The following is a 12,782-nucleotide window of genomic DNA, read 5'->3' as shown; positions in this document are numbered from 1 at the left end:
CGCGAGGCGTCCTGGCGGAGAAAGGTGGGGTTAGCCTGCGCGGCTACCGCACCAGCTTGTCTCTTACGAACAGCACTGCCTGTTAATCCACGTTAGTAAAATAATCGCGCGCGGCGGTCTCGACGCGTTTCGCATCCAGCCCGGTCTTCTCAGTGATCTGTTCGATAAACGATTTAAATTTTTCGCTCATCACGTTACCCCCTTCCCAGTGGGCGACGTAAAATTTGCACTGATAGCGATAAAAATGGAGAGTGGTATCTCCTAACGTGTAATACATGCGCTTCTCCTGTCCGGTAGTACGGTTGCCGCGTCCACAGCGTCAGCAACCTCTTTCTCATTACGATCGATCTGCATTCTATCCTCCTCCCAATTGGCTGAAATTTCCAGCGGTGCTTTGCGCCATGGAGCAGGATAAAGCAATGTTAATCTGCGGATAGATAGTGATTTTTTCTAAGGTGGAGCAAAAGTTGCGGTTACCTGCGGGCCGTGCAGGTAACCGGAGAAGAGGGCGGATTAGCGCAGCGTGTTGCGCTCGTCGTCGGACAGGTCCAGAGTTTGCACCATACCACTTTCAGCAGAGCGCACCGCCGCTTCCAGAACGGCCATCACCGCCAGCGCTTCCACCGGTGGCACCGGATTGGCGATCTGGCCCTTCAGCGCATCGCGGATCAGCATATAGTACTGGCGCTGATCGCCCTGCGGGGTAGCCTGCGCGTGGGCCTGCAGCGAGGCATCATAGATAACCAGCGGGTCGTCATCCTGGCCCCAGCCGGCGCTGCCCGGTACCACGCCCGCCAGCAGCTGGCTCTCCTGTTGGTCGGCCCGCGCTTTGATAACGCTACCTTTATCGCCGTGCACGGTGAAGCGCGACGAGCCGCCCGCGACCAGCATGCTGCAGTGCAGGATCACTTTATGCGCCGGGTAGTTTAATACCACATGCGCCCAGTCGTTGATCTCCGCCCCGTCGCGCAGGGTGGCTATGTTACCTTGCACCGACTGCGGCAAACCAAATAGCTGCAGCGCTTGGTCGATCAGGTGCGGCCCCAGGTCGAACCACAAGCCGCTGCCCGGGACGTTCTGCTCGCGCCAGCGGACGCGGACTTCCGGGCGGAAGCGGTCGAAATGCGACTCGAAGTGTTTCACCGCGCCGAGGGTGCCTTGCTCAATCACCTGACGGATCCCGAGATAGTCGCTGTCCCAGCGGCGGTTATGGAAGACGGAAAGCAGACGCTGTTTCTCCTCCGCCAGGGCGATCAGCTCCCGGGCCTCCTGCATATCGAGGGTAAAGGGCTTATCCACCACCACATGTTTGCCGGCGTTCAGCGCCAGGCGGGCCAGCGGGGCGTGCGTGGCGTTAGGGGAGGCGATGACCACCAGGTCAACGTCCGAATGCTGGACCGCAGCTTCCGGGGAGGCGATCACCGTGACGTCCGGCAGGTCGCGTTTGACCTTCTCTTCATCGCGCGAGGCGACGAACGCCAGGTTCAGCCCCGGCACCGAACGGATAAGCGGCGCGTGGAAGGTCTTACCGACGAATCCGTAGCCAATCAGGGCGATATTTATCGTGTTGTTACTCATCAGGTTCTCCACGTTGTTAAGCGTCAGCAATATGTACAGAGAGGGCGGGGTCATCCCCCAGCTCAGCCCAGGGACGATCAAGAAAAAGATGGTGAATGTCGCTGAGTCCGGCCACCCGCCACGGTTCGCAGCGGTTGAGTTTGGTATGGTCCGCCACCAGCCAGTGCTCGGCGCTGGCGGCCAGCATGGCGCGTTTAACGTCGGCATCAGCTTCCTGGCTGGCGCTCAGCCCCAGCCCGGCATGGAGCGCGCAGGCGCCGAGAATGGCGATATCGGCCCGGTAGCGGGTAACCAGCGACAGGGTGGCGCTGCCGGCGAACAGCCGTTGTTTACTATCCCACTGGCCGCCAAGCAGGATCAGCTGGATATCGGCACGGTCGCTGAACAGCTGAGCGATATCCAGAGAAGCCGTGATCACGGTCAACGGCCCTTTCAGCTGGGCTGCCACCGCCAGCAGCGTGCTTCCGGCGTCGAGAAACAGCGTCGAGCCAGAGGGAATGCGCGCGGCGACCTGCTGACCCAGGCGCTGCTTGGTCTGGGTGAGAAGAGCGTTTCTGCCCTGGCGCGTCATGGCCGGGACGTTAAGGGCGATGGCCCCGCCGTGGCTTTTCTGCAGCACGCCCTGTTGTTCCAGGTCGCTCAGATCGCGGCGAATGGTATCGGCCGACACCTGCAGCTCTGCAACCAGTTCGCTGATGCTCAGCTGACCGGTTTCGCTAAGCCTGTCGAGAATAAGTTTTTGCCTGGCGAGCTTATGCATGGCCATTGACTCCGCAAATTAACGCAATAAACAGCATAATACAGCAAGAAGTTGCAAAATAAACGGCAAAACGTCGCTCTGTATGTGTTGAATCGTGAAGAACTTGATTTCACTAAGTTTTAACGTTAAATGAGGGGAGCGCCGCGACCGGGGGCGAAAGCGCTTTTCAATGAAGCGACTAGGCCTGTATTTCCGGGTCATTAAAAGCAAGAATGCGTGCTTTCGCGTACCTTATAGAGAAGGCGCGTAATTTAGCAGATATGGATTAACGGAGGTTGAGTGGACGCGATTAAAGGCTCGGAGTTGCAGATACCGGACGCGATCTTCGCGTGGGTGCTCGACGGGCAGGGGGGCGTTAAGCCGCTCGCCGATGACGATATTATCGACAAAGACAAGCCTTGCTGGCTGCATCTCAACTATACCCATAGCGACAGCGCCGACTGGCTGGCGGCCACCCCGTTGCTGCCCAATAACGTACGCGATGCCCTGGCGGGGGAGAGCACCCGGCCGCGGGTGACGCGGATCGGTGACGGGGCGCTGATCACCCTGCGCTGTATCAACGGCAGTACCGATGAGCGGCCCGACCAGCTGGTGGCGATGCGCCTGTATATGGATGAGCGGCTGATCGTCTCCACTCGTCAGCGCAAAGTGCTGGCGCTGGACGATGTGCTGGGCGACCTGAAGGAAGGTAATGGCCCGACGGACGGCGGCAGCTGGCTGGTGGAGGTCTGCGATGCGTTGACCGATCATGCCAGCGAGTTTATCGAACAACTGCACGATCGCATTATCGACCTGGAAGACGACCTGCTCGATCAGCAGGTGCCGCCGCGCGGATTTCTCGCGCTGCTGCGTAAGCAGCTGATTGTGATGCGCCGCTATATGGCGCCGCAGCGCGACGTTTATGCCCGGCTGGCCAGCGAGCGGCTGCCGTGGATGAGTGACGATCAGCGGCGGCGAATGCAGGATATCGCCGAGCGGCTGGGGCGCGGTCTGGATGAGATCGACAGCTGTATCGCGCGGACGGCGATCATGAGCGACGAGATCGCCCAGATTATGCAGGAGTCGCTGGCGCGGCGGACCTATACCATGTCATTGATGGCGATGGTGTTTCTACCCAGCACCTTTTTAACCGGCCTGTTCGGCGTCAACCTCGGCGGGATCCCTGGCAACAGCTGGCATCTGGGGTTTAGCCTTTTCTGCTTGATGTTAGTCGTTGTCATCGGTGGTGTTGCGTGGTGGTTACATCGCAGTAAATGGCTGTAAAGAATCGCCTTTTAGCGGCTGTAGCGCCGGGAAAACCCGGCAATGTTTGAGCGAAATCAATAAACCATCTACCCATTCAGGGCAATATCTCTCTCGCAGGTGAATGCAACGTCAAGCGATGGGCGTTGCGCTCCATATTGTCTTACTTCCTTTTTTGAATTACTGCATAGCACAATTGATTCGTACGACGCCGGCTTTGTTGAGTCGGCTTTTTTTTTGCGCTCTCCGGACCAGCTTCTACCCTTACTAAGACACCCGACGGTTTCTGGCCGTTGACGCCTGCGGGTACGCCCGTATCACTCTCCGGGAGGCCTCTATGTATTACGCTTCAGAGCTGACAGCCCAGTCTATCCCTATCTCGCCCGAGCCGAACGATCCGGCTCCTTTACCCGATCCACGACCGCGTCCGCAGCCCCAGCCCGATCCGCCGCCTGACGAAGAGCCGATTAAATTGTCGCATCAGGCGCGGAGATCTGCGAGGATACGCGCCTGCAGATTGTCTGCCTTTTAATACGAGAATACATTGTGACCGCTTTTTCTACCCTGACTGTTTTACCTGCCGCCCAATTAGCCAACCTTAACGAGCTGGGTTATCTGTCGATGACCCCGGTTCAGGCCGCCGCCCTGCCGGCGATCCTCGCGGGGAAAGATGTGCGCGTGCAGGCAAAAACCGGCAGCGGAAAAACGGCCGCATTTGGGCTGGGTCTGCTGCAGCATATCGATCCGGCGCGCTTCGAGACCCAGTCGCTGGTGTTGTGCCCGACCCGCGAGCTGGCCGATCAGGTCGCCGGCGAGCTGCGCCGCCTGGCGCGCTGCCTGCCGAACATCAAGATTCTGATGCTCTGCGGCGGGCAGCCCTTTGGCGCCCAGCGAGATTCCCTGCAGCATGCCCCGCATATTATCGTCGCCACCCCGGGCCGTCTGCTCGATCATCTGCAGAAGGGAACGGTCTCCCTTGACGCGCTGCAGACCCTGGTGATGGACGAAGCGGACCGCATGCTCGATATGGGCTTCAGCGATGCCATTGATGAGGTGATCCGCTTCGCACCGGCTGACCGGCAGACGTTGCTGTTTTCTGCTACCTGGCCGGCGGCAATCGCGGCGATCAGCGGCCGGGTGCAGCGCAATCCGCAGACCATTGAGATCGACACTGTCGACGCGCTCCCGGCGATTGAACAGCAGTTCTTTGAAGTTTCCCGCCACGGTAAGATTGCCCTGCTGCAGCGCCTGCTCAGCCAGCATCAGCCGGCATCCTGCGTGGTGTTCTGCAATACCAAACGCGATTGCCAGGCGGTCTGCGATGCGCTCAACGCCGCCGGGCAGAGCGCCTTGTCGCTGCATGGTGACCTTGAGCAGCGCGATCGCGATCAGACGCTGGTGCGCTTCGCTAACGGCAGCGTCCGGGTTCTGGTGGCGACCGACGTCGCTGCCCGCGGTCTGGACATCAAATCCCTGGCGCTGGTGGTGAATTTCGAGCTGGCCTGGGATCCGGAGGTGCATGTTCACCGCATCGGCCGTACCGCCCGCGCCGGTGAACAAGGGTTGGCCATCAGCTTCTGTGCGCCGGAAGAGGCGCAGCGCGCCACTATTCTGGCCGACATGCTGCAGCTTTCCCTGAACTGGCTGCCTGCGCCGACGGGCAACACCATCGCGCCGCTGACGGCGGAGATGGCGACGCTGTGTATCGACGGCGGGAAAAAGGCGAAAATGCGCCCGGGAGATGTGCTGGGAGCCCTGACCGGGGATATGGGCTTTGATGGTGCCGATATCGGCAAAATTACCGTCCACCCTGCCCACGTCTATGTGGCGATCCGCCAGAATATGGCGCAGAAGGCGTATAAGCAGTTACAAAATGGCAAGATCAAAGGTAAATCCTGCCGCGTACGACTGCTGAAGTAAGGGCAGGAGAGTGCGTCTCAGGCGGCTGCCTGAGACGCGTGAGGGTTATTTCACTTCCACCACGTTCAGACGCAGCTCATCGAGACGGGCGTCTTCTTCTTCCGGCTGCCAGCCGGCGGGCTGCAGGGGAATATCTTCCCTGTCAAACGCCAGATCGCCACCATCCACCACCTCTGAGCCGTGGGTGATACCTTTAAAATCAAACAGATTGACGTCGCTCAGGTGCGAAGGCACCACGTTCTGCATCGCGCTGAACATGGTTTCAATGCGCCCAGGATAACGCTTATCCCAGTCGCGGAGCATATCGGCGATCACCTGGCGCTGCAGGTTTGGCTGCGAACCGCACAGGTTGCACGGAATAATCGGGAAGCCTTTGGCCTGGGAGAAGCGCTCGATGTCCTTTTCGCGGCAGTAGGCCAGCGGGCGGATGACGATGTGTTTGCCGTCGTCGCTCATCAGCTTCGGCGGCATCCCTTTCATTTTGCCGCCGTAGAACATATTCAAAAACAGCGTCTGCAGGATATCGTCGCGATGATGGCCGAGGGCGATCTTGGTCGCCCCGAGCTCGGTGGCGGTACGATAGAGGATGCCGCGACGCAGGCGAGAGCACAGCGAGCAGGTGGTTTTTCCTTCCGGGATCTTCTCTTTGACGATGCCGTAGGTGTTCTCTTCGACAATCTTGTATTCAACCCCCAGCTGCTCCAGATACGCCGGCAGAATATGCTCCGGGAACCCTGGCTGCTTCTGATCGAGGTTCACCGCCACCAGCGAGAAGGAGATGGGCGCGCTTTTCTGCAGATTGCGCAGGATCTCCAGCATGGTATAGCTGTCCTTGCCGCCTGAAAGACAAACCATAATGCGGTCGCCCTCTTCAATCATATTGAAGTCGGCAATCGCCTCACCGACGTTGCGGCGCAGACGTTTCTGCAGCTTATCGATGTTGTACTTTTCTTTTTTACTGATTTCTTGGTTTTGCAGCATGTAATAGTGGCTCAATTCATAGTGTGGCATCAGAAGAGCACGCATTCTGCCAGCCGCTGAACAACGTGGCGCTGGCGCGTAGCAATTATTGAGGTTTGACAGGCAACCGTGGCGTGTATGGTACGGATTCAGGGGCGGAATGTCAGCATCTTTCCGGCACTTTCGGCAGCGAGCAGCCAGGCGGGGGCGGCTGATGCGGAAATAAAAAGCCCGCCGGGCGGCGGGCTGCGGCGTTAGCGGACCACCAGTACCGAGCACTCGGCGTGACGAACCACCGCGGCGGCGTTGGAGCCCAGCAGATAAGTTGTGATATCCGGCCGGTGCGAAGCGATGATCACCAGGTCGGCTGGCAGCGACTTGGCCAGCGCAAGGATTTTATCTTTTGGCGATCCTTCCGCGACGTGAAAATGCATCCGGTCTTCCGGGATGGAGAACTGCTTCGCGATCTCTTTCAATTGCGTTTCAGAACCCTCACGCAGCTCGTCCATGCCGGGAAGCTCAGCGGTATAGGCCATTCCCAGTGAGGCATAATAGGGCAGAGAAGGGATCACGGTGAGGAAATGCACCTCGGCGTCGTCAATCCGCGCTTCCGATTCAACGTGACTGATAATGCGTTCAGTAAATTCTTTATCAGAGATATCGATAGGGACAAGAATCATTCTGCTCATAAAACCTCCTGTTTAAGTATCCCTTCATATTGTACGGTATTAGGGCACGTTTTGTATCATGACCGCAGTCACACTTTGACATTAACGTAGCTTGCGTTCGGGAAATTTTCCTTTGATCACTCCGTCATAATACCGGCCTTTTGACACCACCTGTAAAAAATCATGAAAAATACGCGGTGGGACCCCGGTATATTGTAATGGCGGCTGGTGATAGAAATAGATTTCCAGTGTGGCGGAGGCGTCATCGTAGGCGACGGAGATAATTCGGGAAGATTTAACCGGATGGTGGTGCATGATGGACGTCCTCGGGCAAGCACTGACTGGCCATGACTATATCATTAAACGGACGGCTATTTTAGTCCGCGAGATATAGCGTTTTGTTTTATCTGCAGCGAGGCGGGAGGGGGAAAGCCCGCCGGAACCGGCGGGCAGGCGCATCAGAACTGGTAAACCAGGCCCAGGGCGACGATGTTATCGGTAGAGATACCGTTGTCTTCGTAGAATTTGTCGTTACCATCCAGCAGATTGATTTTGTAATCAACATAGGTGGACATATTACGGTTGAAGTAATAGGTTGCGCCAACGTCCATATATTTGACCAGATCTTTATCGGCATAGCGGCCGTTATTGTACAGATCTTTGCCTTTGGACTGCAGGTAGGAGATGGCCGGACGCAGGCCGAAGTCGAACTGATACTGCGCGGTGACTTCGAAGTTTTGCGTTTTATTGGCGATACCGCCACCGTTGGTACTGCTGGTAGAGCCGTATGGCGTCATATTGCGGGTTTCAGAGTACATGGTCGCCAGGTAAATATCGTTGGCGTCGTACTTCAGGCCGGCGGTCCAGGCTTCCGCTTTGTCGCCTGTGGCAAAGTTATTATCAGAAGTGAAATGTTGCTGGTCGGCTGTACGGTCAGACGAGGTGTAAGCTGCCGCCGCGCTGATGCCCATGCCGAAGTCGTAGGAAGTAGAGAGGCCGAAACCATCGCCATTGTCGAAGCGAACATCGCTGTCGCTGCTGCGGTTATTGGTGCCGACGTTGATATCCTGCGCGTTCTGGCCTTCGTTTTTACCCTGATACTGCAGGGCGAAGTTCAGACCCTCCACCAGACCGAAGAAATCGCTGTTACGGTAGGTTGCAACGCCGTTGGCGCGGCCTGCCATAAAGTTATCCGCATAGGTGTAGGAGTCGCCGCCGAACTCCGGCAGCATATCGGTCCAGCCTTCAACGTCGTACAGCACGCCGTAGTTACGACCGTAGTCGAAGGAGCCGTAATCGCCCACTTTGATACCGGCGAATGCCAGACGGGTCCACGCCTGATCGCTGGAGGTCTCGGTGTTGTTGGCTTGAACGTTATATTCCCACTGGCCATAGCCGGTAAGCATATCGTTGATCTGGGTTTCGCCTTTAAAGCCAAAACGTAAATAAGTTTGATCGCCGTCTTTTTTCGAGTCGCTGGAGAAATAATGCAGACCATCTACCTTGCCATAGAGATCTAATTTATTCCCGTCTTTATTATAAATTTCCGCCGCATGCGCGGCACCGGCGGCTAATAAAGCCGGAATAACGAGGGCCAGTACTTTTCTTTTCATGAAGAAATTCCTTTAACTGTTTTTATGTTTTAACTTCCGGGTGGGAAGTGAACTCATGCTAAAGGAGCGGTCTGAGATCCGGTAAGACTCAATTGTCACGATATAAGTAAAATCTAAAATAAATAATACCAATGAAATGGTGATAATTATGCTGAATGCATTTATAGATAATATACAAAATAAAAATTATACATGCCCGGGCTAATCACGTATTATTTGCGCGTTATATGCCTTTATTGTCATGCCAATAATTTATTGTTGCCGTCTCATTCTGCGGAATGATGTTGTTTATCGGTAAAACGACAAGCCCGAACGTTGTGTTCGGGCTTTTTTTATGGACAAAGGTGACGGGGCGGTTAACCTTCGCTTGGCGATTTCTCCGCTTTGCCAGCCAGCTGGGCGAGGAAGTCATAGCGCTTCTGCAGATCGGCGGCGGCGTCTTTCCATAGCTGCTCCGCCACTTCAGGCTGCTGGGCGTTCAGGCGGCGGAAACGTTGCTCATTAAGCAGCGTCTCGGCCAGCGCGTCTGATGGCGGACGGGAATCTAGCGCCAGCGGGATCTTGCCTTCATCTGCCCGACGCGGGTCGAAGCGGTAGAGCGGCCAGAAGCCGGTGGCGGTCAGCTGACGCATCTGGTCGTGGCTGAGCGCCAGATCGTAGCCATGCTCTTCGCAAGGGCTATAGGCGATGATCAGCGATGGCCCCGGATAGGCTTCCGCTTCCTGAATCGCTTTTACCGTCTGGTTCAGCTGCGCGCCCAGCGAAATTTGCGCCACATAAACATGACCGTACATCATCATGCTGACGCCCAGATCTTTACGCGCCTTGCGTTTGCCATGCTCGCCAAACTTAGTCACTGCTCCCAGCGGGGTGGCTTTTGACGCCTGCCCGCCGGTGTTGGAGTAACACTGAGTGTCCAGCACCAGAATATTGACGTTTTCCGTCAGGCTCAGTACATGGTCCAGGCCGCCGAAGCCGATATCGTAAGCCCAGCCGTCGCCGCCGATCAGCCAGACGGATTTCTCCACCAGCGCGTCGGCATCGGTCAGCAGCTCTTCAGCACCCGCCACGCCGGCCAACGCCTGACGCAGGGCCGCCACCTGTTCGCGGCGAACTTCCGGCGTCGCCTCGGCGTGCAGCGCCGCGTTCAGCTTTGCCGGCAGCTTGTCGGCGAATTCGCTCAGCAGGCGCATCACGCGCTGGCGATGCTGGTCGACGGTCAAGCGGAAGCCGAGCCCGAATTCGGCGTTATCCTCAAACAGCGAGTTGGCCCACGCCGGGCCGCGGCCGTTGGCGTCGGTAGTGTACGGTGTCGAGGGCAGGTTGCCGCCGTAAATGGAGGAGCAGCCGGTGGCGTTGGCAATCAGCATTCGGTCGCCGTACAGCTGGGTCAGCAGTTTGATATACGGCGTTTCGCCACAGCCCGAGCAGGCGCCGGAGTATTCAAACAGCGGGCTGATCAGCTGCGAGGTGCGAATATCAATGCGCTCAAGTTTGCTGCGGTCGATTTCCGGCAGGTTGAGGAAGTACTCGTAATTGACCTTCTCCTCTTCCACATGCTCCAGGCGGGACATCATATTGATGGCCTTGATCTCCGGGTTCTGGCGGTCTTTTGCCGGGCACACTTCGACGCACAGGTTGCAGCCGGTGCAGTCTTCCGGGGCGACCTGCAGAACGTATTTCTGCCCGCGCATATCGCGGGATTTCACATCCAGCGAATGCAGGCTGGCAGGGGCGTTCTCCATCTCTTCCGGGGCGACCACTTTGGCGCGGATCGCCGAGTGCGGGCAGGCGGCGACGCAGTGGTTGCACTGAGTACACAGCGCTTCCTTCCAGATGGGGATCTCTTCGGCGATGTTGCGTTTCTCCCAGCGGGTGGTGCCCATGGGCCAGGTGCCGTCCGGCGGCAGGGCAGAGACCGGCAGCGCATCGCCGAGCCCGGCCAGCATCGCGGCGGTGACCGTTTTGACGAAATCCGGCGCGGCGTCGGAGACCACCGGCGGGCGGTTCGGACTGCTGGCGTTCACCGGCTGGAGCGGTACTTCCGCCAGTGATTCACGGGCCAGGGCCAGCGCCTGCCAGTTGCGCTCCACCAGCTCCTGACCTTTACTGCTGTAGCTTTTGGCGATGGCTGCCTGCAGTTCCGCCAGCGCGCTATCACCCGGCAGGATCTGGGTTAAATGGAAAAAGGCCATCTGCATCACGGTATTAATGCGCGCCCCGAGGCTGCATTCGCGGGCGATCTTTGCCGCGTTGACCACGTAAAAACGCGCTTTTTTCTGATTCAGGGTGGCCTGGACTTCCTGGGGCAGGCGGGACCAGACCTCATCGGCGCTGTACGGCGTGTTGAGCAGGAAAATGCCGCCGGGCTTCAGCCGCTCGGCCATCTGGTATTTATCGATAAACTGCAGCTGGTGGCAGCCGACGAAATCAGCCTGCGAAATCAGATACGATGAACGAATCGGTTTTTCGCTGACCCGCAGATGCGAGACGGTGAGGCCGCCCGCTTTCTTCGAGTCATAGACAAAATAGCCCTGGGAGAACCATGGGGTCGAGTTGCCGATGATTTTGATGTTGTTTTTGGTGGCTGACACGCTGCCGTCGCTGCCGAGGCCGTAGAACAGGGCCTCGAGCTTGGCCTCTGCCGGCAGGGTATTTTCGCCCAACGGCAGCGACAGGTTGGTCACGTCATCATAGATCCCGACGGTAAAGCGCGGCTTCGGCTGGGCGGCCTGCAGTTCACTGAATATCGCCAGCACGCATTCCGGACCAAACTCCTTGGAGGAGAGACCGTAGCGGCCGCCGATAGTGCGCGGTAGCGTCTCGCGCTCGCCGCGGTTAAAGGCTTCCGCCAGGGCGGTCATCACGTCGAGGTAAAGCGGTTCGGCAAGCGCGCCGGGTTCTTTGGTGCGATCCAGTACGGCAACCGCGCGGGCGCTTTCCGGCAGCGCCGCCAGCAGGTGGGCGGCGGAGAACGGGCGATAGAGGCGGACTTTTAGCACGCCGACTTTCTCGCCGCGACTCAGCAACTCATCGACCACCTCTTCGCAGGTGCCGATGGCCGAGCCCATAATGACGATCACGCGCTCTGCCTGCGGGTGGCCGTAAAACTCAAACGGTTTGTACTGACGGCCGGTGGCGGCAGCGAAATCGTCCATCGCTTTCTCGACATGGTCATACACCGCGTCGTACCACGGATTGGTGGCCTCCCGGGACTGGAAATAAGTGTCGGGGTTGGCCGAGGTTCCGCGGATCACCGGGTGTTCCGGGTTGAGCGCGCGCTGGCGATGCTCAGCGATCTTATCCTGCGGCAGCAGGGCGCGAATGGTGTCATCCGCCAGCGGGGCGATTTTGTTGATTTCGTGCGAAGTACGGAAACCATCAAAGAAATGAATAAACGGCACCCGGCTTTGCAGGGTGGCGATATGCGAGATCAGCGCGAAATCCTGCGCTTCCTGGACGCTGCTGGCGCACAGCATGGCGCACCCGGTCTGGCGGACGGCCATGACATCGGAATGGTCGCCGAAGATCGACAACGCATGGGTAGCGACAGTACGGGCGGCGACGTGCAGCACAAACGGCATCAGCTGGCCGGCCAGTTTGTACAGGGTGGGGATCATCAGCAGCAGGCCCTGCGATGAGGTAAAGGAGGTGGAGAGGGCGCCGGTCTGCAGCGCGCCATGTACGGCGCCAATGGCGCCCGCCTCCGACTGCATTTCGACCACGCGGGGAACATCGCCCCAGACGTTTTTCAGCCCATTGCCGGCCCAGGCGTCAGCCTGTTCCGCCATCGTTGAACTGGGCGTGATCGGGTAGATGGCGATAACTTCACTGGTGCGAAACGCGACGGAAGCGACCGCGCCATTACCATCAATCGTAATCATATGAAGACACCCTTACATTGCGCAAAAGAATGGACGCGTGAAACCGCGACGCGCCCTGTAATTATATAAGGGGTAGTTTAGCAAACCGCTGACCCCGCCATTTTTGCATTTGTGTCCTCAATGCGCCGGGTACCCGTGACCAGATCAATATTTTGCG

11 protein-coding genes are annotated in these 12,782 nt (G+C 58.0%); 3 read left to right on the top strand and 8 right to left on the bottom strand.

Features of this window, described 5'->3' with window-relative positions; translation table 11 throughout:
* Positions 1-82 precede the first annotated feature (82 nt).
* The 3 genes from IB144_RS14600 to IB144_RS14590 form a co-directional block, all read right to left on the bottom strand.
* Positions 83-277: a hypothetical protein gene (locus IB144_RS14600; RefSeq protein WP_004176404.1), complete on the bottom strand. Its 195-nt coding sequence runs from the start codon at positions 275-277 to the stop codon at positions 83-85.
* Positions 278-513: 236 nt separating this feature from the next.
* Positions 514-1,632, bottom strand: a complete 1,119-nt coding sequence (locus IB144_RS14595) for an oxidoreductase (RefSeq protein ID WP_065888640.1) — start codon at positions 1,630-1,632, stop codon at positions 514-516.
* Positions 1,595-2,338: a DeoR/GlpR family DNA-binding transcription regulator gene (locus IB144_RS14590; RefSeq protein WP_149358937.1), complete on the bottom strand. Its 744-nt coding sequence runs from the start codon at positions 2,336-2,338 to the stop codon at positions 1,595-1,597. The genes IB144_RS14595 and IB144_RS14590 overlap by 38 nt, the downstream gene beginning before the upstream one ends.
* A gap of 279 nt (positions 2,339-2,617) precedes the next feature.
* On the opposite strand from IB144_RS14590, the gene zntB reads away from it, so the two are divergent.
* The 3 genes from zntB to dbpA all read left to right on the top strand — a co-directional run bounded on the left by zntB (position 2,618) and on the right by dbpA (position 5,500).
* Entirely contained in the window at positions 2,618-3,601 is a 984-nt protein-coding gene (gene zntB / locus IB144_RS14585; RefSeq protein ID WP_004148192.1) for a zinc transporter ZntB, read from the top strand.
* Positions 3,602-3,917: 316 nt separating this feature from the next.
* On the top strand, positions 3,918-4,112 hold the full coding sequence (locus IB144_RS14580) for a hypothetical protein (RefSeq protein ID WP_049245346.1): 195 nt from the start codon (positions 3,918-3,920) through the stop codon (positions 4,110-4,112).
* A gap of 14 nt (positions 4,113-4,126) precedes the next feature.
* Positions 4,127-5,500, top strand: a complete 1,374-nt coding sequence (gene dbpA, locus IB144_RS14575; protein ID WP_004151591.1) for an ATP-dependent RNA helicase DbpA — start codon at positions 4,127-4,129, stop codon at positions 5,498-5,500.
* Positions 5,501-5,545: 45 nt separating this feature from the next.
* Here the strand turns inward: dbpA and ttcA are convergent, their stop codons facing one another.
* The 5 genes from ttcA to nifJ all read right to left on the bottom strand — a co-directional run bounded on the left by ttcA (position 5,546) and on the right by nifJ (position 12,625).
* Positions 5,546-6,481 (bottom strand): tRNA 2-thiocytidine(32) synthetase TtcA, encoded by a 936-nt coding sequence (gene ttcA, locus IB144_RS14570; RefSeq protein ID WP_002902422.1) that lies wholly within the window; start codon positions 6,479-6,481, stop codon positions 5,546-5,548.
* A 233-nt stretch (positions 6,482-6,714) separates the two neighbouring features.
* Positions 6,715-7,149 carry a universal stress protein UspF gene (gene uspF, locus IB144_RS14565; protein ID WP_004140161.1) on the bottom strand — a complete coding sequence of 145 codons (435 nt, stop codon included), beginning with the start codon at positions 7,147-7,149 and terminating at the stop codon, positions 6,715-6,717.
* An 81-nt stretch (positions 7,150-7,230) separates the two neighbouring features.
* Positions 7,231-7,443 (bottom strand): KTSC domain-containing protein, encoded by a 213-nt coding sequence (locus tag IB144_RS14560; RefSeq protein WP_002902432.1) that lies wholly within the window; start codon positions 7,441-7,443, stop codon positions 7,231-7,233.
* Between the two features lie 143 nt (positions 7,444-7,586).
* Positions 7,587-8,741: a porin OmpK37 gene (ompK37, locus tag IB144_RS14555; protein WP_016530075.1), complete on the bottom strand. Its 1,155-nt coding sequence runs from the start codon at positions 8,739-8,741 to the stop codon at positions 7,587-7,589.
* A 356-nt stretch (positions 8,742-9,097) separates the two neighbouring features.
* On the bottom strand, positions 9,098-12,625 hold the full coding sequence (gene nifJ / locus IB144_RS14550; protein ID WP_060175760.1) for a pyruvate:ferredoxin (flavodoxin) oxidoreductase: 3,528 nt from the start codon (positions 12,623-12,625) through the stop codon (positions 9,098-9,100).
* Positions 12,626-12,782 lie beyond the last annotated feature (157 nt).

Origin of the sequence: Klebsiella sp. K4 (assembly GCF_014596785.2) — a bacterium.
Lineage (GTDB): Bacteria > Pseudomonadota > Gammaproteobacteria > Enterobacterales > Enterobacteriaceae > Klebsiella > Klebsiella pneumoniae.
This window is presented reverse-complemented; position numbering and strand designations above follow the sequence as displayed.